Genomic DNA, 24,246 nt, shown 5'->3' with positions numbered 1-24,246 from the left:
GAACTGGATGCTGCTCCAGATTGAAGGCTTATTCCTTGAAATAGTACCCCACTCCCCACTTGGTGCAGATGTGCTCCGGCTCTGCCGGATTCCTCTCCAGCTTCTCCCGCAGGCGGCGGATATGGACGTCCACCGTGCGGTAGTCCCCGGCGTAGGAGTACCCCCACACCACGTTCATCAGATTCTCCCGGCTGTACACCCGCCGGGGATTGCGCATCAAAAGCGTAATGAGGTCGTACTCCTTGGCGGTCAGCTCCACGCTCTCCCCGGCCCGCATAGCCGTCCGCTCCTCAGTGTTCAGCGTCAGCTCACCCGCCGTCAGCAGGGACCCCCGGCTGCGCTGAACGCCGGCAGCCCGCCGCAAAAGGGCCCGCACCCGCGCCTTCAGCTCCAGCACATTGAAGGGCTTGGTCAGATAATCGTCCGCCCCGCACTCAAAGCCCATCAGCTTGTCCGCGTCCTCACTCTTGGCGGTGAGCATGATGACGGGCACGTTGGAGAACTCCCGGATGCGCATGCAGGCCTCCAGCCCATCCACCTCCGGCATCATCACATCCAGCACAATCAGGTTGAACTTCCCCTCCCGGGCCATCTCCACGGCAGCGGCGCCGTCATAGGCGCACTCCACCTCGTATCCCTCGTTCTCCAGATTGAACTTCATGCCCTTGACCAGCAGCTTCTCGTCGTCCACAACCAAAATCTTCATAAAAACCTCTATACAAGCAGTATTCTATCCCGTCCTAATTACCTGTCGTAATGCGCCCTTCCAGCTCCGCCAGCTTCTTCTCCCCGATGCCGGAGACCTTCATCAGGTCCTCCACCGCCGCAAAGGGGCCGTGCTCCTCCCGGTACGCCACAATCCGCCCTGCCAGCACCTCGCCGATGCCCGGCAGGGCCGCCAGCTCCTCCGCCGAGGCGGCGTTGATGTCCAGGGGCGACACGTCCGGCATGAACACCTCCTGGGGAACGGCGGCCTCCGTCTCCACGGTGACCGGGGCCGCCTCCAGAGCCGCCCGGTCCCGGAAAAACAGCGCCAGCAGAAACGCCAGGAACAACGCCGTAAATCCCAGCAAAATTTTTTCGCATTTTACTGTATTTCCTCTTTCGTCCACTGTTGAACTCCCGCGTTTTTTTTGTTATACTAGGTTCGTCGAATTCTGCCGGCTTTCGCCGGTTCCCAATACCCAGAAAAAATTATATCACAGATTCCGGGAGAATGATATGAAAATCCGTCGTTTTTTATCGGTTTTTTTGCTGGCTGTCCTGACCGTGAGCCTGTGGGCCTCCCCCCGGGCCTCCGCCCTGGAGGAGCCGGACATCCAATGCAAGGCGGCTCTGCTGGTGGACGCCCACACCGGCGCCGTCGTCTATGCCAAAAACGAGCACCAGGAGCTCTATCCCGCCAGCCTGACCAAAATCATGACCTGCCTTTTGACCCTGGAGGCCATTGACAAGGGGAAACTGGACATGAACCAGGCCGTCACCGCCACCGCCACCGCCCTGGAGGGACTGCCCAGCGACGGAAGCACCGCGGGCATCCAGGCCGGCGAGGTCATGACGGTGGAACACCTGCTGTACTGCATGATGGTGGTCTCCGCCAACGAGGCCAGCCAGATTCTGGCGGAGACGATCTCCGGCTCCGTAGCCGCCTTCGTGGGAGAGATGAACGCCAAGGCCGAGGCCCTGGGCTGCAAAAACACCCACTTCGTCAACCCCCACGGCATCCACGACTCCCAGCACTACACCTCCGCCTGGGATATGTACCTCATTGCCAAAGAGGCCATGAAGCATGAGCAGCTGATGGCCATCTGCGACACGCCCACTGTTGTCATTCCCGCCACCAATATCAGCGCCGCCCGCACCCTGCGCACCACCAATTACCTGATCGGCAGCTGGTACACCCGGGGCTACCTCAACGGAGACGCCCACGGCATCAAGACCGGCTCTACCTCCCAGGCGGGGCACTGTCTGGTGTCCACCGCCACCCGGGGCACCCGGAGCTTTATCAGTGTGGTGATGGGGGGCGACCGGACGGAGCTGGAGAACAACGAGATCCGGACATACAGCTTTTACGATACCAACCAGCTCTTCAACTGGGCCTTTGACAACTTCACCTACCAGACCCTTCTGCGGGAGGACGACATGGTGCTGGATGTGGCGGTGTCCCTGTCCGAGGCCGACCACGTAGTGGTCCACCCCCGGAGCGACGTGGAGGTACTCCTGCCGGGCGACGTGTCCCCGGAGAGCATGGAGCGCGACGTCACCCTGAAAGCCGACCCGGCGGAGGCCCCCATTGCCGCCGGGGACGTGCTGGGAACCATGACCCTGAGCCTGGACGGCGTGGAGTACGCCTCCGTGGACCTCCTGGCGCTGAACGATGTGGAGGCCTCCCGCTCTCAGATCTTCCTGCGGGATCTGAAGCTCTTCTTCGGAAAGCCCGCGGTGAAGGCGGTCATCGCCGTTCTGGCGGCGCTGGCAATTCTACTGGCGGCCTGGAAGCTGATTTTCAGCCGCCGCCGCTACCGCTACGGACGCAGCGTGGGCCGGAGCCGCCGGACCGGATACCGGGGCCGCAGGCGCTGAGGGAAGCCAAAACTCCCGGGAGACCAGATCTCCCGGGAGTTTTTCCGCCGCTCAGCTGTTGGGCTGCCAGCCCTGCTGCCGCAGCAGCTCGTCGCACATCTGCCGCCGGCTGGTATCGTAGAACTCAATGTATTTCAGAGAGTAGATGTCACAGACAATGTACCGGTCGCGGCCCGCCTGATAGATCGTCAGGTAGTTGTTGCCCACATCATACAGCACACCCTCCCAGGCCACAGTGCCCTGGGTGCCGATCAAAAAGGTCGCCACAACAAAGTTTCCAATGTTTCGGCTCAGCATAGCCTTCCAGGAGCCCGCCGCGGCCTCTCCCACTGTGGTGGGGGCGTCGATGACCTCCGTGGAGAGATCGTTCTTCATATCCAGATGCGGATTTGCGACTGTGGAAACCGTTCCCCCCGCGGGCCTCTGGGCCGGGGCCGCCGTGGAAACTGCCGGCCGGGCCGGGCTGATCTCCTGGGACCAGTCCATGCTGTCCGCTCTTTGAGCGCCCATCCCAGGCGCTGCGGACAGCGGGGAATATTGATTCTGCATCATTGCCATAAAATACCTCCATGCGCCCTCCGGCGCCGAAATTACCGGAAGAGCCTCCGGCCCTTCCTGCCGCCGGCCGGCGGCGTCAAGTCTGGTAGTAGGCGTTCGTAGGATTGTAGAAGCAGTGGTCGCCGATCCGGGTCTGCCAGTATCCCACATCCGACGGGAAGCGCGAGCGGCACTGGGGCCCGAAGGGGTTGTAAAACCACAGCGACTCCGCCACCTCCGGCACTCGGTTTCCCGCAATGGCCCAGTCGGCGATCTCGTAGTGGATCTCCTCGGGCCGCATGTTGTAGATGTTCTGGGGATTGTAGGCGCCGCCCTCCGTCTCGCTGGCGCAGACGAATTGGTAGGGCTGGAAGATGATATTCCGGATGCTGCCCTGCCCCACCCGGGCGTACTCCCCTCCGGTGGCGTGGACCCGGTTCATCACCACACCGGCCACCGCCTTCATCCCGATGTCGCCCTCGCCGCCGGCCTCGCACTGGATCAGACGGGCCAGCAGCTCCCGGTCCGAATAAGCCATAAGTATCTCACCTCTGTCCGCCCGGCCCGGCCCCGCGGTCCCGCACGGCCGGGCCGGGCCCTCATTTTTCCTCCCGGCTCATGCCAGTATACGCAAAACCAAGGCCGCGGGTGTCTCCCGCGGCCTCGGCTTCTCAATATCAATTTTTCTTCCCCTGCTCCCGGATAGCCTGCCGGAACATCTCCTCCGTCTGCTGAATGGATCGGTCCAGGGCGTACTGTTTCGCGTGCTCGGCGTAGCGGCGCTCCATCTCCTGCCGCTCCGCCGGGTGCTCAATCCACCAGTCGATGCGCTCCGCCAGCGTATCGCTGTCCCCGGCCGGGAAGAGGCTCCGCTCGTCCAGGGCAAACTGGGGCGTGGCGGAACGGGGGGAGTCCGCGATCACGGGCACCAGCCCGCAGGCGAAGGCCTCCATGCAGCTCATGGCCTCGATCTCCGCGTCGGAGGTGTGGACGTACAGGTCCGCCATGTGGAGGATCTCGATCAGCCGGGCGGGCTCGTAAAAGCCCATGACAATGGGGTTTGGGAGCTTTTCCGCAAGATGCCGGTACTTCTTCTCCAGCGGTCCCTTGCCTGGCAGGATTACCTGTATCTCCCCGGCGTGGCGGCATCTGGCCGCAGCCTCGATCAGCACATCCTGCCGCTTCTCACCGGCGTACCGGCCCACCATGAGGACGTTGAAAAAGCCCTCCATCCAGTCCTCCTTGGGCCGCTTGCCGTAGACGTACTCCGGGCTGATGCCGTTGGAGATCACATGAAGCTGCGCGGTGTAGCCGTGGCTTCGGAGCTGGTTTGCGATCATGCTGCTGGGACAATGGATGTGGGTAAAGCGGTTGAAAAACGTGTCCCGGAATTTGCCGTACACAAAGTCGTTCACCCGGCGGCTGTTGCCCATATGCAGGGTAAAGGTGATGTTCTCCGGCTGGCAGTGAAAGGCCGCCGTGTGGGGGATGCCGATCTTCTCCACGTGCCGCAGGCCCATGATGGCCAGGGGCGAGGGCATCATGAAGTGGACCACGTCCGCCCAGGCCGCCGCCTTCTCGAAAACGTGCCGATTGGGGATGGCCAGACGCATCCCCTGGCTGGTAATCAGGTGCTCCACAATGGGGAAAAAACGCATCTGGCGCACCGCGTACTTGTAATCCGCCGGCTTCCCGGTGGCGATGACCCGCACCTCGTTGCCGTGGGCCTTCAAGGCGGAGGCAAAGCGGCGGGCGCTGATGGTGGTGCCGTTGTTGGCGTCGTCAAACTGGTCGATGACCAATACGATCTTCATGGCCGCCTCCTGCGCTTTCGGCCCTCAGTTTTGGGCCAGGATCTTCTCCAGGCCCTGGGCCAGCTGGTCCGGGCAGGAGGTTGGGCGGGGACCGCAGGAGATGCCCTTCAGCCGCTCCATGGCGTCCCGGGCCTTCATGCCCCTCAAAAGAGAGGCCAGCCCTTTGTGGTTGCCGTCGCAGCCGCCCACAATCTGGAGATCTTGGATCACCCCCTGGTCATCCACGTCCACGATGATCTCCCGGGCGCAGATTCCCCGGGGAGTAAATGAATACGTCATGCCGAATCCCTCTTTTTTCAAATATTTTCCCAAATAGTATACTACAAGGTTTCCCAAAAGGCAAGAAAAATGCCCTGTACAACATTTCTCCTTGACAATATCGATATTCGATGATATACTGAGCACAGAAAATATCGATATTCGATAAATAGAGGTGAGACCATGGCCCGGGCAAAATTTCAGACCCTGACGGAGCAGATGTTCTACATTCTGCTGTGTCTGCGGACAGAGTGCTGCGGCACGGATGTGATGGAGCAGGTACGCCAATTGACGCGGGACCGGGTCACCGTGGGACCGGGGACGCTGTACAGCCTGCTGGACAGCTTTCTCCAGGCTGGGATGATCCGGGAGACGAGAGTGGAGGGCCGGAAGCGCAGCTATCTCATCACGGAAGCCGGGCAAAAGGCCCTGGAGGAGGAATACCGCCGCCTGCAGATCCTGACGGCGGACTATGAGGCCTGCACAGGCGAAAGGAGGCGTTTGGAATGAAAAGCACGAAGTACCGCACAGAAAACCTGCTCCTGTACGACTACGAACACGTGGAGGAGCACCTCTCCGCCATGGCCGCCAAAGGCTGGCGGCTGGAGAGCATCGGCGCCCGGCTTTGGAAGTACCGCCGGGCGGAGCCGGCGAAGGTCCGCTACGCCGTCACCTACATTCAGGACGCCTCCCAGTTCAACCCTGGCCCCACGGAGCGGCAGCAGACGCTGGAGGAGCTGTGCGCCGCCGCCGGTTGGGAGAAGGTGTGCGATTGGTTCCAGATGCAGATCTACTGCTCCGAGGCGGAGGACCCGGTCCCCCTGGAGACGGAGGAATCCGTCCGGCTGGAAGCCGTCCACCGGTCCATGAAGCGGAACTACCTGCCTGCCAACACCGTCTTTCTGATCCTCTTTCTGGCAATGTCCGCCTGGTTCGTCTGCACGCTGGTCACCGATCCTCTCCGCATTCTGGAGAACAGCGCCTATCTGTTTATCGGCCCGCTGCTCTTCCTGCAGTCTGTAATCCTGTCCATCACCCTGGGGCTCTACTGGCGCTGGTACCGGCGGTCCTCCCGGTCCGTGGCCCAGGGCGGACCCTGCGCCAAACCCGGAAAGCTCCAGTGGATCAACCGGGCAACCTACGGCTTCCTGATCCCCTGGACGGGCCTGTACCTTCTGTCGCAGCTGGCGGCCAGCCAGAAGGGTCCGGTAATCTATTTTGCGGTCTATATGCTTCTCATCTGCCTGCTGGGCTTCCTGGTGCGGAAAACCACGGCCCTCCTCCGGCGGATGAAAGCCTCCTGGGGGCTGAACCTCTTCCTCACCCTGCTGGCGGACGTGGTTCTGGCCATAGTGCTGATGGGCGGGCTGAACTTCATCGCCATCCAAGGCGGCTGGTACAGCGGGGCAAAGAGCGAGACGTATGTATATTTACAGGAGGAGTGGGACGTCTCCCCCATGGACCTGCCTCTGACAGTCTCCGACCTCACCGCAGAGGAGTACAGCCACATCCGGCGGTCCGAGTATGACCAGAGCTCCATCTTTGTGTCCCGGCGCAGCTGCCGGGACACCGTCCGGGAGAAATACGGCCGGTTCTGGCTGGAATATAAGATCACCCAGCCCCAGCCCTGGCTGTATGACCTGGTTCTGGAGGACACGCTGTCCCCTGAGGAGAGCTCTCTCTCTGTTAGGGGCGCCCACTTCTCTTGGCTCTACACCTGGGAGGAGGTCCCCGCCGCCCCCTGGGGCGCGGAGGCGGCCTACCGGCAGTCCATCGACGGCGAACCCAGAGACACCTGGCTCCTGATCTTCCCGGACCGGCTGGCGGAGCTGTCCTTCAGCTGGGACCTGACGCCGGAGCAGATGGCCCTGGCGGGGGAGATTCTGAAAAATGCGTAACAAAAAGCGGAGCGCTGTGCGCTCCGCTTTTACATAAATTTAATACCTGTTACCTTTCATGTTGAAATGTCAGTTATCCCTTTGTCAAAATGACTGGAATAGCGGACGGCTGTTCATGATGGAAAATTGCCCGACAAGCCGGTGCTGGCCTCCGCCCAACACCCGCAGGGGCTTTGCCCCCGCACCCCCACCGCCCCTTGAAAAGGGCGGCCCTAAACTTTATCAGTTTTCAATTGTTACCGCTCCGGCTCCTAAGCCATGGCCTCCACCTCTGCCAGCGTGGGCATGGCGGGAATGGCTCCGCTGCGGGAGCAGGTAATGGCCGCCGCACGGTTGGCGAAGGTCAGAATGTCCTCCAGCTCCACCCGGGTCAGGCCCTCCAGGGGATTTTCTGCCTCCCTGCGGCACAGGCGGCTGAGGACGGCCCCCAGGAAGGTATCCCCCGCCCCGTTGGTATCCGCCACCTTCACGGAGACGCCGGGCTGGCACCAGGTCTGCCCCTGCCAGCGGCAGAACACTCCGTCGCCTCCCAGGGTCACCAGCACCAGCCTTACGCCCTGCTCCTCCAGCAGGGCGCTGCCCGCCTCCAGGTCGGACACGCCGGTGAGAAGAGGAAGCTCCTCCTCCGCCAGCTTGATAATGTCCACCATGGGCAGGGGGATGCGCATCCACTCCACAGCGTCATCCTCGCTGGCCCAGAGGGCGGGACGGTAGTTGGGATCATAGCTCACCATCCGGCCGTTTTTGTGGGCGGTCCTGGCGGCAAAAATGGTGGCGCTGCGGGCCAGCCCCGGCGTCAGGCTCACGGAACCGAAGTGGAGGACCCTGCTGTCCAGCACGGCGGCCTCGTCCACCTCCTGGGGCGTCAGCTCCTGGTCGGCGCCCCGGACAAAGCGGAAGCTCCGCTCCCCCGCGCCGTCCACGGAGACGATGGCCATGGTGGTGGCCTGCCGGCCCGTGAGGAGCCCGGAGCAATCCACGCCGCTGTCCTCCAGAACCCGGCGCAGAAACACGCCGAAGCCGTCCTCTCCCGCCTTGCCCCAGAACGCGGTGCTGGCCCCCAGCCGGGAGGCCGCCACTGCCACATTGGCGGGAGCTCCGCCGGGGTTCGCATCAAATTGGGGAATGCCCGCCCCGCTGACGCCGGTCTGGGTCAGATCAATCAAAATTTCGCCGATGGTCGTAATATCCTTCATAGCGGCCTCCTCAGAGATGTCATAGGCAAATTCCCGGCCCCGTCAAAGCAGGACGCCGTATCCGGGCCGGAGCAGCGGGCCCCGCAAAAGGCGCGCGCTTCTATATTTGGGGAGTATAGCACAAGCCCCGCCCCGGCGCAAGGGCTGGCGCTGGCCGGGGCGGGTATTTTTTCGCGCCCCGCGGCAAATGTTTCCGCCCAACGGTCTACCGCCGTCTCCTGCCTAAATACCGGCAGGTCCTGCTGCGATATTCCAAATATTCCTCTCCAAAAGCCTCCGCCAGAAACGGCTCCTCCACATGGACGATCTGCAGGTGAAGCGTCGCGGCGGCAAAGAAAGACACCGCGAACAGTGCCCAGTTAAAAAACATCACCCCAAGCCCTATGTACACAAGGTCAAATCCCAGAAAAGCCGGATTCCGGCTGATCCGGTAAATACCCTCTGTGACAAGCGCCGTCTTTTCCGCTCTGGAAACACCCGCTCTCCAGCTGTCCTTCATAGTCAAAACTGAGGCGATAAACACAGCGGCGCCGGCTCCGCCCGCAAGCGCTCCCGCAATTCTGACAGGCGGCGCAAAGCGGCCTGTATCCAAAATGATGCTGACGATCTCCGCCGCAGCGGCCCCATACGCGGCGGCCTTCATCGCTGATTCTATAACCTTTGCGGACCCGGTTTTTCCCTTGCCCATCTGGTCCGTCTCAATTCCTCTTTTTCTCTGCGCGGCCATCTTCGTGAGATAGCATCCGTAAAACAACAGATAAATTCCCGCGCCTGCTATCTGAAATCCCGTCATACCGTCCTCCCGCAGCGATCAGGCCCTGTTCGAAAAAGGTTATCTGCAGCTCCATCCGGAACTCTGAACACACTTACTTCACTATCTGCGCTTATAGTCAACACACTTTTCATAAGTCCTCCGAAAATTCCGATTTACTGCTCCGATTATACCACACGCGCCCCTCCCGCCTCAAGGCTTTTCACAGAGCCGCCCGAACCGCGCCCGGCTTTTCTTCAAAAGAACCCCCGGGTGCGGATTGAAATATTTCCGCTGTTGGAGTAAACTGTATGTTCAGGATACAGCCGCCCGCTGTCCTGCCGGCGCGCCGGCACAGCGAGGCACACAAGAGAGAAAACGGAGTGATGCGGATGATACGGCAAATCGTGCGGGATACATCCTTTCTAAGCCAGAGAGCAGAGCCCGCCGGGCTGGATGACTTGGAGACGGCCCGGGACCTGCTGGACACGCTGGCCGCCCACCGGGAGGAGTGCGTCGGCATGGCGGCCAACATGATTGGCGTAAACCGGCGGGTGATCGTGTTTGAAAACGAGGGAGAGGACATGGTGATGTTCAACCCGGAGATTATTCGGGAATCCGGTCCCTACGAGGCGGAGGAGGGGTGCCTTTCCCTTCCCGGAACCCGGAAAACCCGGCGCTGGCAGACCATCAAGGTGCGGTACCAAAACGAGCTGTTTCAGGACAGGATCAAGACATTCACCGGCTGGACGGCGGAGATCATCCAGCATGAGATCGACCACTGCGAGGGGATTTTGATCTGACCCGAAACAGGTTGCCAAAAAAAAGGGAAAATGCTATAATGATCCAAAATCAGCCGTGGCACCCGGGAGCGGCCCGCATCGCCGTCCCGGCCACCGGAATCATCAGGGGGCCTAACACTATGAAAAAGAACCTTTTGTCCCTGCTATTGTCTATGGGGATGCTTGTCTCTCTGACCGCCTGCAAGGAGGCGCCGCCGGCGCCGGCAGACAGCGGCAGAGAAATCGAGACCGTCGAGCTGACCGTATGGGGCGCCGAGGAGGATGAAGCCCTTCTCCAGGAGATCTTCACGTCCTTCCAGGCCCGCTATGCCGGGGAGGCCGCCTTCCGCATTACATACCAGCCCCAGAGCGAATCCAGCTGCAAAGACGCCCTGCTGGGCGATTTGGAGAAAGGCGCGGACGTATTCGCCTTTGCCGACGACCAGGTGTCCGCCCTGGCGGCCGCCGGCGGGCTGGACCCCATCGAAAACGCCGAGGAAATCCGCGCCGCCAGTCTCTCCGCTGCGGCGGACGCCGCCAGCGTGGGAGACACCCTCTACGCCTACCCGCTGACGGCGGACAACGGCTATTTTCTCTACTACAACAAGGCCTACCTCTCCGAGGAGGACGTACAGAGCCTGGACCGGATGCTGGCGGCCGCCGCCAATGCCGGGCGGCTGGTGGCCATGGACTGGTCCTCCGCCTGGTACGTCTACTCCTTCTTCGGCAACACCGGCCTGGAGATCGGCCTGAACGACGACGGCCTCACCAACTACTGCACCTGGAACAGCACGGAGGGTCCCGTCACCGGCATCGACGTCGCCCAAGCCATGCTGGCCGCAGCCGCCAGCCCGGGTTTCTCCAACCGGACGGACACGGAGTTCCTGGAGGGCGTGCGGGACGGCTCCGTTATCGCGGGGATCAGCGGCGTGTGGAACGCGGTGGCGGTTCAAGAGGCCTGGGGCGAAAACGCCGGAGCCGCCAAGCTGCCCACCTACACCTGCGCCGGACGGCAGATTCAGATGGCCTCCTTCTCCGGCTGCAAGCTCATCGGCGTGAACGCCTACTCCAGGCACCCCCAGTGGGCCGCGCGGCTGGCGGAGTGGATCACCAGCGAGGAAAACCAGCGCCTCCGCTTCCAGCTGCGGGGACAGGGCCCCGCCAACGCCAGCGCCGCCGCCTCCCCGGAGGTGCAGGCGTCCCCCGCCATCGCGGCGCTGCTGGCCCAGTCGGAGTTCTCCCAGCTCCAGCGGGTGGGCGGCAAGTTCTGGGACCCGGTGGCGGAATTTGCCGGCAGCTGCGCCCAGGGAAATCCCTCCGGCACATCCTTGCAGGCCCAGCTGGACCGCATGGTGGAGGGCGTGACCGCACGGTAGCGCTTATTCCGCCCCCAGCCCTGCGAAACCGGCCCTCAACGGCTGTAAATACAGGTATCAGTTCTTTGGAGGAGTCATAATGAAAGGAAAGCTCACCCTTCAGCAGCGCCTGATCCTGCCCATCGTCCTGCTGGGCATAGTAACGCTGCTGTCCAATCTTCTGGCGGTGTTCAGCATCAACAACGTCCACGCCAACGCCGGGACCATTGTGGACGAGTACATGGTCAGCGAGGCAAAGCTGGAGGACATCCGCCGCTCCATGATGGACATCCACCGTCTTGCCCTCAGCCACATCGTAGCGGCGGACCACGCCACCATGATCCGCCTGGTCCAGGAGATCAAGGCGGAGGAGGAGGAGCTGGACGAAAAACTTGCAGACTACGAGACCTTTGTGGACCAGGAGGACGAAGCGGTCTACCGCGCTTTGCTGGAGGACTACGACGCCTTCAAGCACGCCCTGGTCTATCTGGTCTGCGCCAGCGCCGACAGCAAAACACAGGAGGCCTACTCCATGGCCAACGGGGACGTCTCCAGCCGGAGCGCCGCCGCCGAGGGAGGCCTGGACGCCCTCTCCGCCTCCGTCTCCGCCCAGGCGGAGGCAGCCCGGAACCGCCTTCTCTGGGTCTATATCATCTCCCTGATTACCAGCGCCGCCACACTGGCCGCCGGCATTGTACTGGTGTGGGCGGCCCTGGGAATCATCCGGAAATACGTCATCGCCCCCATTCGGGACGCCATGGGCACGCTCCAGGACAGCTCTCAGCGCATCAGCGGCGTGGTGGGCGACGTCCGGAAGCGGACCCGCACCTCCAGCGGCAGCGCCCGGGCCCTCTCCGGCCTGACAGAGCGGCTCTCCGCCGCCCTGGAGGAGATTGCCGGAAACACCGCCTCCATCAGCTCCAGCGCCTCCGCCACCCAGGACGAGGCCGTCAGCATGGCGGAGGAGTGCTCCGCCATCACCTCCTATTCCGTACAGATGCGGGGACGGGCCGAGGAGATGGAGCGCTCCGCCCGGACGGAGATGGAGGCGGTGCGGGCCAGGACAGAGGAGATCATGGCCGTGCTCAACGAGGCCATTGAGAAGAGCCGGAGCGTGGAGCAGATCGCCTCGTTTACCGAGGACATCCTCTCCATCTCCTCCTCCACGGACCTGATCGCCGTCAACGCCACCATTGAGGCCTCCCGGGCCGGAGAGGCGGGACGGGGCTTTGCCGTGGTGGCCCGGGAGATCCGCCGCCTGGCCGACTCCTGCGCGGAGACCGCCGGCCATATCCAGGCGGTGAGCGGCGTGGTCACCAGCGCGGTGAGCTATCTCTCCGGCAGCGCCCAGGAGCTGGCGGACTACCTGGGCACAGCACTTCTGGCCCAGCTGGAGCGGTCCGTCCAGTCCGGGCAGCAGTACCGGGACGACGCGGCCTACATCGAGCGCTCTATGGAGGGCTTCAACCGGCAGGTGGACACCCTGCGCACCGCCATGGCGGAGATCGCCGCCTCCATCTCCGGCATTTCCGGCGCGGTGGACGGCGCCGTCTCCGGCGTCACCGGCGTCACCGACAGCACCCGCGTTCTGGCCGGAGACATGGTGGGCATCACTGCCGGCATGGACACGAACCAGGAGATTGTCGGCGAGCTGCAGCGGCAGGTGGATGTTTTTGCAAACCTGTAAACCAGCCGCGAATTTTACCGCAAAGAAGCCCCGGAAAGCCGCAAGGCGGCTTTCCGGGGCTTTTCTCACTTCCCGGGGATCTCCCCCACGCCCTTCAAAATGAAGTCGGGGCGGTAGGGATACTCCTCGCAGGTCTCCCGGGTGGACACGCCGGAGAGCACCAGCACAGTGTCAAGGCCCGACTCAATACCGGCGATGATGTCCGTGTCCATGCGGTCGCCGATCATAACCGCGTTCTCGGAGTGGACGCCCAGCATCCGCAGGCCGGCCCGCATCATCAGGGGATTGGGCTTGCCCACAAAGTAGGCCTGCCTGTCGGTGGCCAGCTCGATGGGCGCGATCAGAGCCCGGCAGGCCGGCACAATGCCCGCCTCCGCCGGAGCCGTCAGGTCGGAGTTTGTGCCGATGAGCTTCGCCCCGGCGTTCACCAGGCGGATGGCCCTGGTGATCTGCTCCAGGTTATAGGCGGAGGACTCTCCGATAACGACATAGTCGGGATTTACATCGTTGTAGGTGATGCCCTTGTCATAGAGGGCGTTGGTGATGCCGTGCTCCCCCACCACATAGGCGCTGCATCCCGGCGACTGGCTGTCCAGGAAATAGGCCGTGGCCAAGGCGCTGGTGTAAAAGTGGGTCTCGTCCACATCCAGTCCCATGCGGGCCAGCTTCTGCTGGAGCTCCTTGGGGGTGTACTGGCTGGAGTTGGTCAGAAAGAGGAAGTTCTTATTCTCCTCAGCCAGCCACTCAACGAATTTCCTCACCCCCGGCAGCAGCTGGTTTCCGTGGTAGATCACGCCGTCCATATCGCAGATGAATCCTTGTTTGTTTTTCAATATATCCATAGAGCAGCTCCTATCCGTTCCAGGCCGCAGGGCGCATCCGCCGATTTGACGCGGCCTTTCTTATCTTAGAGTATCCCACATTCCGTTCAATTTGTCAAAGGATTCCCCCAATTTGCCATAAAATATGCGAAAAAAGGCAGAGCGGTTTCCCCGCTCCCGTTTCGGACATTGATTTTTCCGCTGCTCCGGTCTGTGGTCAACCCCTGACTGGTCAAATCATTTTACAATACGCAATCAAATGAGCAGTATTAAACTTTTTGTATTCACTCAAGATCGCTCTGGGGACAGAGCTGCAACGAAACGCCTCCAGATGCCCCCTATATGCTAAGCGCCTATCCAATTTCTTGAAAAACACCGTCCGGCGGGGAGTTCCGCCGGATGAAGCTGGTTTTTTTCAGAAACACTTGTGTGTTTCAGGAATGCCCGGCGGCACGGCCGCAAACGTCATTTTGAAAAATACGAAACAAGTACTGACAGACTCCGCCGGAATAAATGTACAGACCGGTGTTTTTACGCCGGCCCTAATTCCCCTGTGTCAGCTGTCATTGCCTTGTTTGAATGTCTGTTAACTAAGAAGCCTTTACTGTTCTCCTGGTAAAATCCCTCTTTATCCTTTGGAGCAAAAAATCCGTCTGCAAATCGCTCTCACATCCGGTTCCCTCAGCGCCGCAGGCAAAGCAGCATCCCCATTCCGCCCAGCCACACCGCTAGAATGTCCCGAGGATCGGACCACGGAGCGGGGCAGAAGCCCCCCATCCAGGTGGGCCGCAATTCACTGGGCGGCCCTGGCGTTCCGTCCCCGGCAGGCAATCAACAAGCCAGCACAGTCTGTCAACCGGCCGTTGACAGTGCCTGCCCGACGTTTTCGGCAGACAAAGAGGGAGAGGCTGCCGCCTCTCCCCTCTCCATTCTATTCGGTCTCAGCCGGACAGTCGGCCGTTGTTGCGCATCTCCAGCACCAGCCTGTCCGCGATCATGGCAATGAACTCACTGTTGGTGGGCTTGCCCTTGGCGTTGGAGACAGTGTAGCCAAAATACTTTTGCAGCGTCTCCAGGTCGCCCCGGTCCCAGGCCACCTCAATGGCGTGGCGGATGGCTCGCTCCACCCGGGAGGGCGTCGTGGCAAACCGCTTGGCCACCGCCGGGTACAGCACCTTGGTCACGGCGTTGATGACGTCCATATCCTCTACGGTAATCATGATGGCCTCCCGCAGATACTGGTAGCCTTTGATATGGGCGGGCACGCCGATTTCGTGGATTACGGCAGTCACCATATTTTTCAGAGACGAGGCGTGGTCCTCCGCCTGGGCGGTCTGGGCAAACACTGCCCGCATCCGGTCCAGCAGGGCGCTCACCTCGCAGGGCTTGGGCAGGAAATAGCTGACTCCCAGGTCACTGGCCTCTGCCACCACCTGGTCAGCGCAGAACGCCGAGAGCAGGATGACCTTGGGCATGGGTTCGCCAGCCTTTAGCTGCCGCAGGACGGACAGACCGTCCTGCCCCGGCAGAACCACGTCCATCACCAGCAGGTCCGGCCGGCGTTCAGCCGCCAGCTCTAATGCCTCCGTCCCGTTTCCTGTAGATCCCACTACCGCAAAGCTCTCGCTTTTCTCGATCTCTTCCCGCAGCATCGTGCGGAACTCCTCGTTGGCGTCTGCCAGCATTACATTTCTTCTGATTTCCATGATTTACCCTTGTCCTTTTCCAGAATTTTGGAATTGCGACGGATTCTCGAAGGTTTGAATCGCCTTTTCTATAAATTAGCATAAATTTACAGATTTTTCAAGTCTTACTGTTAATAAATTCCAAGAAATATTCGACAGCTTTCTCACGACAGGGCCTGTCATTTTGTGATAACATCCACGCTTCCCCTGCTTTATCAACTGAATAATACCACAAACCCGAATCTTCTTCAACTTTTTTCGCTGAATAAACGCCGCATCGGAAGTACGCCTTTGAAAACCGGCCTGCGTCCGCTTTTGAGTAACAATGCCGCTGTAAGTACGCTGTGAAAATAAATACTCGGCGTCACTTTTCAGACCACAAAACAGTTTTCCCCCAGAAGCATTCCGCCACGCTCATACACGCTTCCATGGAATCCCACAGGCTGTCAGTTTCCACCTCTTTACGCGCATTGCCGCAAAATAAGCAGAATTTGTCGCTGCCATGGTATTGGCAGATGTCCAGATACTTAAAATCCGCGCCTATGCCGCCCGTCTCATAATACATTCTGCCGTATTCACCCTCAGGCGTAAAATACAGAATTCTTGCACCATCTAACCGCTCCGGAAACATGGCCGCTCACCTCCGATTCCCTCCGAAACGCTCTGCTGCTTTTGAATTCTATCACAGATCTATGCTTCATCCAATATGTTTTCGCAGGACGGCAGAGGCGTTTATCTTGAAAAGGACCCGCGCGCCCTCTTTACTTCTCTTCCGCCCTATGGTACCATGATTTTATAATTTTTGAAGAGAGGCTGGTTTTCGTCATGGACCTTCTGACCGAACTGGAGCAGTACGTCCCCTGGAACGGACAGGAGGCCCGGGACCGGGAGGAGCTTCTGCGCCGTCTGTGCGCAGGCGGCGACCTGTACACCCGAGAAAATCGCTCCGCCCATTTCACTGCCTCCGCCTGGGTCGTAAGCCCGGACCGCCGGCAGGCGCTGATGGCCTATCACAATCTCTACGGCTCCTGGGCCTGGCTGGGCGGCCACGCCGACGGGGAGCGGGATCTGCTGTCCGTTGCCCTGCGGGAGGTGCGGGAGGAAAGCGGCCTGGCGCGCGTGCGGCCCGTTTCGGAGCGCATCTACTCGCTGGAAATTTTAGCCGTAGACGGTCATGAGAAGAGCGGACAGTATATCTCCAGCCACCTGCATCTCAATATCACCTATCTGCTGGAGGCTGATCCGGCGGAGCCAACGCGGTGCAAGCCGGACGAGAACAGCCGCGTGGGCTGGTTTTCGCCGGCGGAGGCCGCCGCGGCCTCGTCGGAGCCCTGGTTTCGGGAGAGGATCTACGGAAAGCTCAACGCAAAGCTGTCGGGCTTTTCCTGAAAAAGCGGCAGCTCCCTGGAAAACCACCGGGGAACTGCCGCCATTTTGATAATTACTGTTAATATATCGGAATTATCCCGCCGCGCTCAGCATATTTTCGATGGAAATTCCATAACCTTTCTTAGGTTCATTCAAGAGGACATGGGTCACGGCGCCCACAATTTTTCCGTCCTGGAGAATCGGGCTGCCGCTCATACCCTGGACAATGCCGCCGGTGACGGCGATGAGGTCGGTGTCTGTGACGGAGATTACCATATCCCGTCCGTCCCCGGCGTCGGGGACCACCTTGAGAATTTCGATCTCATACTCCTCCACCTGGTCTCCCCGGACATTGGAGCGGATTACCGCAGGTCCGGTTTTTGGCTGCCCCACAGGCACAGCTCCGTCGTCTTTCAGGCCCTCAGTCTCCAAAGTACCGAAAATGCCGGCGCTGGTGTTGGCGTACAGCTGGCCCAAATCCTGGGTGAGGTCAAAGTCTCCCCGCAGTTCTCCGGCGGCGCCGGCCTCTCCCTTTTTCACGGCCTTCACTGTAGAGGGCAGAATGGAGCCGTTAGAGAAGGGCATCAGCAGCGCTGTGTCCGTGTCGGTGATACCGTGGCCCAGGGCGCCGAAGACGCCGGTGGCCGGATCATAAAATGTCATCGTGCCAATGCCCGCCATGCTGTCCCGAATCCAGGCGCCGATGCAGTAGACGCCCTGATCATTCTGTGTGGGAGCGACGGACAAGGTCATGCTGCCGCCGTTCCGGCGGACCTGGAGGTCCGTCTCCGTGCCTCCGCTCTCCTGGAGGAGGGACTGGAACTGCTCCGTGGAGGTCACCGCGGCTCCGCCGCACTCCACAATCACATCTCCGGTGCGCAGCCCGCAGTTCCTGGCAGGCGTGCCGCCGTCGGTGAGCTTCACCACCACCACGCCCCGGGAAAACAGCTTGATGCCCACGGTATGCCCCACGGGCACCAGCATCCGGGCGGACTCATTTGAAAAAGCGCCGCTCACCTCCGCCGCTTTCGCAGGCGCGCCGGCGCAGAGGAGCAGAGCCAGAAGGAACGCCGCGCCGCCCCGCAGCAGTCCCTTCGCGTGTTTTGGTACTTCATACAATGCGATCACCCCTTTCAAACAAATCACATCCGCCAGCAGATTTTCGCCGGCGGCTCTCTTATGATTTGCCTCCGCCGCGAAAACACACCTTGCAAAAAGCGGCAGCGCGTCCAAGGCACAGTCTGCCTTGTCCGATTTTCAAGGGAATCGAGAAAACCCGCAGGCAAAAGCCCGCGGGTTTTTCCAGGATTTTTCAGATCTTATTTAAGTCCTGTTTGATAAATGGCGGAACGTGCAGCGGCGAGAGATTTTTTTGCCCGTCAAGGAAATTTAACACAGCCATACTTTATGTATGACTGGGAACGTCAAAGCACAGCGGCGAAAAGAGGTCCGCCGTCGAGGCGTTCTGCCATTTTTCAAACAAGGCCTAATCGCGCTTGTTGAAAATTTTGAAAATGTCGTCGAAGGGGTCATCCTCCTTCTCCGCCTTGGGCACGTCTTCCTCCCCCAGCGGCACGGGAGCCGGAGCGCCGCCTGTCTGCCCCTCCTGGGCCACCTTGGGCAGCTGCTTGGCGTCCTTATCAAAGCCGGTTGCGATGACAGTGACCCGGATCTCGTCGTCCATGGTCTCTTCAAACGTGGCGCCGAAGATGGTCAGGGCGTCGGGATGGACCGCGTCCCGCACCAGGCTGGCGGCCTGCTCCACCTCCTCCAGACCGATGTCCATGGAACCGGTGATGTTAATCAGTACGCCCTTGGCGCCTTCGATGGAGGTCTCCAGCAGGGGGCTGGAGATGGCCATCTTGGCGGCCTCCTCGGCCTTGCCTTTCCCGGCGGCCCGGCCCACGCCCATGTGGGCCATGCCGGCGTTTTTCATAATCGCTGTGACGTCGGCAAAGTCCAGGTTGATGAAGCCGGTGTCCCGAATCAGGTCGGAGATGGACTGCACCGCCTGGCGCAGCACGTCGTCGGCAATCTCAAAGGCGTTGGCGAAGGTCACCTTCTGGTCTGTCGCATACTTCAGCCGCTCGTTTGGAATGATGACCAGAGAGTCCACCTTTCCCTCCAGCTCGGCGATGCCCGCCTCGGCAGCCCGCATCCGGCGGGGACCCTCAAAGCCGAAGGGCTTGGTGACCACGCCCACGGTGAGAATATCCATCTCCTTGGCGATCTCCGCCACGATGGGTGCGCCGCCGGTGCCGGTGCCGCCGCCCATGCCGGCGGCGATGAACACCATGTCCGTATCCTCCAGAGCCTTGGCGATCTGGTTGCGGCTCTCCTCGGCGGCCTTACGGCCGATCTCAGGGTCCGCGCCGGCGCCCTTGCCGTGGGTCAGCTTTTCGCCGATCTGGATCTTGTCAGAGGCACTGGAGACGTTCAGCGCCTGCTTATCCGTATTCACCGCCACAAATTCCACGCCCTTGGTCCCGGAACGGACCATGCGGTTGACCACGTTGTTGCCGCCGCCGCCAACGCCGATTACTTTGATGTTGACAACGGTATCGGAACCCGTTTCCAGTCCAAATGCCATAAGTGCTGCCTCCTGCTATCATTTGTAGAAAAGGGCGAAAATGCCCGGCGCTTTCCACAATATCCAGTATCCCAATATATAGTATCTATTGTATGACACTTTTTTGCTCCGGTCAAGCCCCCTCCGTCTCTTTTCGACGGTTTTTTCCAAAAGAAAACGGAAAAAACATCCATTTTTTTACTGTAGATCCGGCTGGAAGAAGTCCTTGCTGTCCCCCCGCATGTCAAAGGTGCCGGTCATGTTGTCCTGGATAATACCCTCGGTGAGACTCCACTGCAGCTTTGTGAGCTTGCGGGCGTAATCCGCGCTGTAACTCAGACGCACGGTAAAGCGTCCGCCGTACTCCATGGTGATCTCACTGGAATCTCCCAGGTGGATGGCCTCCACCTGCTCCAGCATCTCCGCCTCCTCCAGGGCGTTCAGCAGGCTGAGAAGGCTGCTCTGCTGGACGGCGTACTCCGTGGAAAAGGCGGGGCCGCTCCCCACCGAGGGGGCCAGCAGCTGGCAGCCGTCGATCACCCCGTATTCGCCGGCGGCCGCCGCCGGCACCTGCTCCACGATCTTGCCCCGGCCGGAGCTGGTGGGGCTGATGAGCCAGGCGGCGCCGTCCTGGATCACCGCCAACGGCTGTCCGCACTCCTCCACATGGATCTCCAGAGTGTCCGGCAGCTTCTTGCTGATGCTGCTGATCTCTTTCAGATAGGGCAGCTTCCCCGTCATGCTGGCGGCCACCCTGCCCTTGTTCAGCAGCAGCAGGTTGGCCCCTGCCCTGACCCCTGCGGCGTCCTGCAGCTCCTGCTCCGTGTAGCGCACTCCGCCTGTGACCACGATGGTATCCACCCGGAAAAACAGCGTCAGCGCCGTAATCAGACAGACGCACATGGCCAAAACGGACAACAGCTTATAGAGGAAGCCGGATCTCCCTCTCCTCCGCCGGTTGGTTTTTCTGCGTCTTGCCATATCTCTCTTTGATCTCCTATATAGTAAGCTCTGTACGGACGATGTCCGCCCCCAGAGTCCGCAAATCTTTCTCAATGCACTCGTAGCCCCGGTCGATGTGGCTGATCTCGGCGATGGAGGTCTCGCCCTCCGCCGCCAGGGCCGCCACACACAGCGCCGCTCCGCCCCGCAGGTCCGTACAGCGCACCGGCGCGCCGCGGAGGATCTCCGTACCGGTGACCACCGCCACGCGGCCCGCCACCCGGATGTCCGCCCCCATGCGGACCAGTTCGTCCACATGGCGGTACCGGTTTTCAAAGATGGTCTCCTCAAAGACCGTGGCCCCCCGGCTGCGCAGCAGCGCGGCCATCAAAACCGCCTGGGCGTCCGTGGGAAAGCCAGGATAGGGCGCCGTCCGCACGGGGCGGACGCTCCCCAGCCGCCCCCGGCAGACACAGCCCACGCCGTCCCGGTCCGCCCGGACAACGCACCCCGCCTCCCGCAGCACGGCGGTCACGGTGGACAGCTGGCTCTCCCGGGCCTTTCGTAAGTAGATCTCCCCGCCGGCGGAGGCCGCGGCGCAGAGATAGGTGGCCGCCACAATGCGGTCCGGCATGATCTCGTAAGTACAGCCGTGGAGGGGACGCTTTCCGACCACCGTGACGGTGGAGGTCCCCGCGCCGGAGACGGCCGCGCCGCAGGCGTTCAAAAACTCCTGCAGGTCCACAATCTCCGGCTCCCGGGCGGCGTTGGCAATGGTGGTGACGCCCTCCGCCCCGCAGGCGGCCAGCATCAGGTTCTCTGTGGCCCCCACGGAGGGCAGGCTGAGAACCAGATCCCTTCCCCGCAGACGGGAGGCCCTGCACCGGAGCATTCCGCCGCTGTCCCGAATCTCCGCACCCAGGTCCCGAAGTCCCGCCAGATGCAGATCGATGGGCCTGGGACCCAGCTCACAGCCGCCGGGGTAGCTCATCTCCGCCTCCCCGCACCGGGCCAGAATGGCCCCCAGAAAAATGGCTGAGGAGCGCATCTCCCGCATCAGTATATCAGAGACGGCGCAGCGGTTCAACCCGGCAGTATCTGCCAGAAGGCTGTCCCCCTCCCAGCGGGCGTCGCAGCCCAAGGTCTTCAAAATCCGGATGGAGGCGTCCACATCCCGCAGGCGGGGACATCCCCGCAGCTCCACCTGTCCGCCTGTCAGCAGCGTCGCCGCCAGGATGGGCAGCACGCTGTTTTTCGCTCCCTGGACGGCCACTTCCCCCGTGAGGCTGCCGCCGCCCCGCACCAAAAGCTGGCTCATATATGTTCCCCCCGTACCCAAAAATGGTCTCATACAGACCATCCTATGGGCCCGGGGAAAAACTGGTTACTTACACACCTCCAAAATCGTCTGATAAATGCGCTCGGCGGCGTCCCGGATGCCCAGGGCCGCCATGGCCTTTTCCATTCCGGCCCGGCGCTCCCCGTTGTGGAGGATGCCGCAGGCGGCCTGGAACAGCGCCTGACCGGAGCTGTCCTTTTCCAGCAGCACCGCCGCGCCGCCCGCCTCCTCCAAGGCCCGGGCATTTTTCTCCTGGTGGTTGTTGGTCACATAGGGAGAGGGCACGATCAGCGCCGGTACGCCCAGGGCCGTCAGCTCGCTGATGGTGGAGGCCCCGGCCCGGCAGATCACCAGATCGGCCGCCCGCATAACCGCCGCCATATCGTAGATGTACTTCCGGACGTCCAGCGCCGGGTGGTCCTGCAAATCGACGCCCTTCTCTTCCAGCAGCGCCAGCAGGAGGGGATACCCCGCCTCCCCCGCGCCGTGGATGTGGTGGAAGGGCTCTTTTTTCGCCTCCAAGGCCAGGAAATCCGCCATCTGACGGTTCATGCCGGAGGCCCCCAGGGACCCCCAGAAGGAGACGATCAGCGGCCGGCCGTCATCCACGCCCAGCCGTTTTTTGGCCTCCTCCCTGGTGAGTTCAAAAAAGTCCCCCCGCACCGGCGTGCCGGTGACGGCCACCTTCTCCGGGCGCCGGTAGTGCCGGCGGCAGGACTCAAAGCCCACCAGAATCCGGTCCGCGAAGGGCTCCAGCATCTCCGTAGTCAGGCCCGGCACCATGTTGGACTCGTGGACCACCGTGGGGACGCCGGCTTTGGCGGCGGCCTTCACCATGGGATAGCTGGCGTAGCCGCCGGTGCCGATCACCGCGTCCGGCGAGAACTCCCGCAAAATCGCCCGGGCCTCCCGGGGGGCCCGCAGGAGGTTGCAGACAGAGATCAAATTGTGCCGGATCTCCCCGGGCCTGAAGGAGCGATGAAAGCTGGAGATATGGACAGTGCGGAAGTCATAGCCCGCCTTGGGGATCAGGTCCTTCTCCAGGCCCCGCTCCGCGCCCACAAACAAAAATTTTGTCTCCGGGTCCTTCCCGCGCATCAGCTGCGCCAGGGCGATGGCCGGATTCACATGCCCCGCCGTACCGCCGCAGGTGAAGATGACCCGTTTCAGGTTTTGAGGCAAGGCAAGCACCCTCTTTCGCAACGAGAAGTCAGGAATCGCCGCTCCTCCCGCGCCCGCAGACACAGAGAAGGGGATTCCCCGATTCTTCCGCCGGAGGCGGAGGAAGGAATTTCAGTCATTGCCGCCTTGGACGGCGGCGCCAGTCCGCAGACTGGCGGAGGGAGCGGCCGAGGCCGCGCCCGCAGGGCGGCTCTTAGGCCGGAGATGGAGTCCGCTCCCCCGAAAAGCTGGTGCTAGCCCGCTTTAGTAGGTTTCATCTGCCGCGAGACAGACAGCACAATGCCCATCTCCGCCAGCTGGATCATCAACGCCGTGCCTCCGTAGCTGAAAAACGGCAATGAGATGCCCGTAGTGGGCAGGAGACCCGTCACCACGCCGATGTTCAAAAACGTCTGCATGGCGATCAGGGTGGTGACGCCCACCACCAGCAGGCTTCCAAACCTGTCCCGGGCGTGGAGGGCGATCCAGTAGCCCCGGAGGATCAGTGCCGCGAAGAGCAGCATGATGATGGTGGCCCCGACAAGGCCCAGCTCCTCGCAGACGATGGCAAAGATAAAGTCGTTGTGCTCCTCCGGGAGATACAGGAATTTCTGGAGACTCTTGCCCAGACCCACGCCCCACAGGCCGCCGGAGCCGATGGAGAGCAGGCTCTGCACCAGCTGGTAACCGTCGCCCCGGGGGTCCAGCCAGGGGTTCTGCCACATGGCCAGACGGGACTGACCGTATTTGATGACCCCGGAGAACATCAAAAACGCGATGCCGCCGGCGCCGGCCACTGCCGCCGCCACCCAGGTGAGATTGATGCCGCCCACCAGCATCAGCACCGCGCCGGCGCCCAGAATCAGCACCGTGCCGGACAGATGGGGCTCCAGCATCATCAGCACGGACAGCACCCCCAGAATCAGCAGGTAGGGGGCCACGCCGTACCGGGTGGTGTTCATCTTGTCCTTCTTCTTGGAGATGGTGTCGGAGAAATACAGCACCACCGCCATCTTGGCCACCTCCGAGGGCTGGAACTGAAAGCTGGTGTTGCGGATGCCCAGCCAGCGGGTGGCGTTGTTCCGGGTAAGGGCAATGGGGTTGCCGGGAATGATGACCAGCACCAGCAGCACAATGGAGAGATACAGCAGCGGCTTCGCAGCGCCCCGGAACCGCTGGTAGTTGATCTTGCCGATGAAGAGCATAGCGGCCACACCGGCAATGGCAAAGACGCCCTGCTGGCGGAAGTACTTGATGGGGTCGTTATTGTCATAATAGGCGGAGGGAAAGCTCGCAGAGAGCAGCATCACAAGGCCGATGCCCATCAGCATCAGCACCAGCAGGCAGAAGGGCAGATCGATGGGCCCCTTGGCCAGCTCCCGGTTCAGCGCCTCCCGCTCTTTCTGACGGTGCTTTTTCTCCTGCCGGGCCAGTGCCTCCTCCCGGCTGATCGGCCGCCTGCGCCGCCGTGTCTCTACCATAGAGCTCCTCCTCTCAAAA

At 61.6% G+C, this 24,246-nt stretch carries 24 protein-coding genes; 7 read left to right on the top strand and 17 right to left on the bottom strand.

Annotated features, from left to right (window positions below; all coding sequences use genetic code 11):
• Positions 1 to 28: 28 nt before the first annotated feature.
• Positions 29 to 706, bottom strand: a complete 678-nt coding sequence (locus tag C816_RS13265) for a response regulator transcription factor (RefSeq protein ID WP_016322908.1) — start codon at positions 704 to 706, stop codon at positions 29 to 31.
• A gap of 34 nt (positions 707 to 740) precedes the next feature.
• Positions 741 to 1,112 carry a ComEA family DNA-binding protein gene (locus tag C816_RS25475; protein ID WP_016322907.1) on the bottom strand — a complete coding sequence of 124 codons (372 nt, stop codon included), beginning with the start codon at positions 1,110 to 1,112 and terminating at the stop codon, positions 741 to 743.
• A gap of 109 nt (positions 1,113 to 1,221) precedes the next feature.
• Here C816_RS25475 and C816_RS13255 point away from each other — a divergent pair, with 109 nt between their 5' ends.
• Complete coding sequence (locus C816_RS13255) at positions 1,222 to 2,583, top strand: D-alanyl-D-alanine carboxypeptidase family protein (RefSeq protein ID WP_016322906.1); 1,362 nt, start codon at positions 1,222 to 1,224, stop codon at positions 2,581 to 2,583.
• A 51-nt stretch (positions 2,584 to 2,634) separates the two neighbouring features.
• Here C816_RS13255 and C816_RS24970 read toward each other — a convergent pair whose 3' ends face one another.
• The 4 genes from C816_RS24970 to C816_RS13235 all read right to left on the bottom strand — a co-directional run bounded on the left by C816_RS24970 (position 2,635) and on the right by C816_RS13235 (position 5,213).
• Positions 2,635 to 3,141 carry a hypothetical protein gene (locus C816_RS24970; protein WP_016322905.1) on the bottom strand — a complete coding sequence of 169 codons (507 nt, stop codon included), beginning with the start codon at positions 3,139 to 3,141 and terminating at the stop codon, positions 2,635 to 2,637.
• A gap of 76 nt (positions 3,142 to 3,217) precedes the next feature.
• Positions 3,218 to 3,658 carry a cell wall hydrolase gene (locus C816_RS13245; protein WP_016322904.1) on the bottom strand — a complete coding sequence of 147 codons (441 nt, stop codon included), beginning with the start codon at positions 3,656 to 3,658 and terminating at the stop codon, positions 3,218 to 3,220.
• A 139-nt stretch (positions 3,659 to 3,797) separates the two neighbouring features.
• Positions 3,798 to 4,934 carry a glycosyltransferase gene (locus tag C816_RS13240; RefSeq protein ID WP_016322903.1) on the bottom strand — a complete coding sequence of 379 codons (1,137 nt, stop codon included), beginning with the start codon at positions 4,932 to 4,934 and terminating at the stop codon, positions 3,798 to 3,800.
• Positions 4,935 to 4,958: 24 nt separating this feature from the next.
• Positions 4,959 to 5,213 carry a TIGR03905 family TSCPD domain-containing protein gene (locus C816_RS13235; RefSeq protein WP_016322902.1) on the bottom strand — a complete coding sequence of 85 codons (255 nt, stop codon included), beginning with the start codon at positions 5,211 to 5,213 and terminating at the stop codon, positions 4,959 to 4,961.
• Positions 5,214 to 5,375: 162 nt separating this feature from the next.
• Between C816_RS13235 and C816_RS13230 the strand changes: the two genes are divergently transcribed.
• Positions 5,376 to 5,702, top strand: coding sequence for a PadR family transcriptional regulator (locus C816_RS13230; RefSeq protein ID WP_016322901.1), 327 nt, complete (start codon positions 5,376 to 5,378; stop codon positions 5,700 to 5,702).
• A complete protein-coding gene (locus C816_RS13225) occupies positions 5,699 to 7,090 on the top strand; it encodes a DUF2812 domain-containing protein (RefSeq protein ID WP_016322900.1) in 1,392 nt (463 codons plus the stop codon). The genes C816_RS13230 and C816_RS13225 overlap by 4 nt, the downstream gene beginning before the upstream one ends.
• A gap of 251 nt (positions 7,091 to 7,341) precedes the next feature.
• Here C816_RS13225 and C816_RS13220 read toward each other — a convergent pair whose 3' ends face one another.
• Together C816_RS13220 and C816_RS13215 are read right to left on the bottom strand one after the other, a co-directional pair.
• The gene (locus C816_RS13220) at positions 7,342 to 8,286 is read right to left on the bottom strand and encodes a carbohydrate kinase family protein (protein WP_016322899.1); all 945 of its coding nucleotides are present in this window, start codon (positions 8,284 to 8,286) and stop codon (positions 7,342 to 7,344) included.
• A gap of 205 nt (positions 8,287 to 8,491) precedes the next feature.
• Positions 8,492 to 9,079, bottom strand: coding sequence for a methyltransferase family protein (locus C816_RS13215; RefSeq protein ID WP_016322898.1), 588 nt, complete (start codon positions 9,077 to 9,079; stop codon positions 8,492 to 8,494).
• Positions 9,080 to 9,429: 350 nt separating this feature from the next.
• On the opposite strand from C816_RS13215, the gene C816_RS13210 reads away from it, so the two are divergent.
• The 3 genes from C816_RS13210 (at position 9,430) to C816_RS25470 (ending at position 12,861) form a co-directional block, all read left to right on the top strand.
• Positions 9,430 to 9,840, top strand: coding sequence for a peptide deformylase (locus tag C816_RS13210; RefSeq protein WP_040655765.1), 411 nt, complete (start codon positions 9,430 to 9,432; stop codon positions 9,838 to 9,840).
• 119 nt (positions 9,841 to 9,959) lie between these two features.
• Complete coding sequence (locus tag C816_RS13205) at positions 9,960 to 11,195, top strand: extracellular solute-binding protein (RefSeq protein ID WP_016322896.1); 1,236 nt, start codon at positions 9,960 to 9,962, stop codon at positions 11,193 to 11,195.
• Between the two features lie 79 nt (positions 11,196 to 11,274).
• Complete coding sequence (locus C816_RS25470; protein WP_016322895.1) at positions 11,275 to 12,861, top strand: methyl-accepting chemotaxis protein; 1,587 nt, start codon at positions 11,275 to 11,277, stop codon at positions 12,859 to 12,861.
• A 65-nt stretch (positions 12,862 to 12,926) separates the two neighbouring features.
• On the opposite strand, the gene C816_RS13195 is transcribed toward C816_RS25470, so the two are convergent.
• The 3 genes from C816_RS13195 to C816_RS13185 all read right to left on the bottom strand — a co-directional run bounded on the left by C816_RS13195 (position 12,927) and on the right by C816_RS13185 (position 15,998).
• A complete protein-coding gene (locus tag C816_RS13195; RefSeq protein ID WP_016322894.1) occupies positions 12,927 to 13,703 on the bottom strand; it encodes an HAD-IIA family hydrolase in 777 nt (258 codons plus the stop codon).
• Between the two features lie 920 nt (positions 13,704 to 14,623).
• On the bottom strand, positions 14,624 to 15,388 hold the full coding sequence (gene spo0A / locus C816_RS13190) for a sporulation transcription factor Spo0A (RefSeq protein ID WP_016322893.1): 765 nt from the start codon (positions 15,386 to 15,388) through the stop codon (positions 14,624 to 14,626).
• Between the two features lie 343 nt (positions 15,389 to 15,731).
• Positions 15,732 to 15,998, bottom strand: coding sequence for a hypothetical protein (locus tag C816_RS13185; protein ID WP_016322892.1), 267 nt, complete (start codon positions 15,996 to 15,998; stop codon positions 15,732 to 15,734).
• 194 nt (positions 15,999 to 16,192) lie between these two features.
• Here C816_RS13185 and C816_RS13180 point away from each other — a divergent pair, with 194 nt between their 5' ends.
• Positions 16,193 to 16,756, top strand: coding sequence for an NUDIX hydrolase (locus C816_RS13180; protein ID WP_016322891.1), 564 nt, complete (start codon positions 16,193 to 16,195; stop codon positions 16,754 to 16,756).
• Between the two features lie 72 nt (positions 16,757 to 16,828).
• On the opposite strand, the gene spoIVB is transcribed toward C816_RS13180, so the two are convergent.
• The 6 genes from spoIVB to ftsW all read right to left on the bottom strand — a co-directional run bounded on the left by spoIVB (position 16,829) and on the right by ftsW (position 24,227).
• Positions 16,829 to 17,863, bottom strand: a complete 1,035-nt coding sequence (spoIVB, locus tag C816_RS13175) for a SpoIVB peptidase (protein WP_371254388.1) — start codon at positions 17,861 to 17,863, stop codon at positions 16,829 to 16,831.
• Positions 17,864 to 18,221: 358 nt separating this feature from the next.
• Entirely contained in the window at positions 18,222 to 19,325 is a 1,104-nt protein-coding gene (ftsZ, locus tag C816_RS13170; RefSeq protein WP_016322889.1) for a cell division protein FtsZ, read from the bottom strand.
• Between the two features lie 177 nt (positions 19,326 to 19,502).
• The gene (locus C816_RS13165) at positions 19,503 to 20,285 is read right to left on the bottom strand and encodes a cell division protein FtsQ/DivIB (protein ID WP_016322888.1); all 783 of its coding nucleotides are present in this window, start codon (positions 20,283 to 20,285) and stop codon (positions 19,503 to 19,505) included.
• A gap of 16 nt (positions 20,286 to 20,301) precedes the next feature.
• Positions 20,302 to 21,564: a UDP-N-acetylglucosamine 1-carboxyvinyltransferase gene (murA, locus tag C816_RS13160; RefSeq protein ID WP_016322887.1), complete on the bottom strand. Its 1,263-nt coding sequence runs from the start codon at positions 21,562 to 21,564 to the stop codon at positions 20,302 to 20,304.
• 66 nt (positions 21,565 to 21,630) lie between these two features.
• Entirely contained in the window at positions 21,631 to 22,776 is a 1,146-nt protein-coding gene (gene murG / locus C816_RS13155; protein ID WP_371254377.1) for an undecaprenyldiphospho-muramoylpentapeptide beta-N-acetylglucosaminyltransferase, read from the bottom strand.
• Between the two features lie 224 nt (positions 22,777 to 23,000).
• Positions 23,001 to 24,227, bottom strand: a complete 1,227-nt coding sequence (ftsW, locus tag C816_RS13150) for a putative lipid II flippase FtsW (RefSeq protein ID WP_016322885.1) — start codon at positions 24,225 to 24,227, stop codon at positions 23,001 to 23,003.
• Positions 24,228 to 24,246 lie beyond the last annotated feature (19 nt).

The organism is Oscillibacter sp. 1-3, assembly GCF_000403435.2.
In the GTDB taxonomy this organism is placed as follows: Bacteria; Bacillota; Clostridia; order Oscillospirales; family Oscillospiraceae; genus Oscillibacter.
Note: the sequence above shows the minus strand (reverse complement) of the source record. Positions and strands in the feature narration are given on the sequence as shown.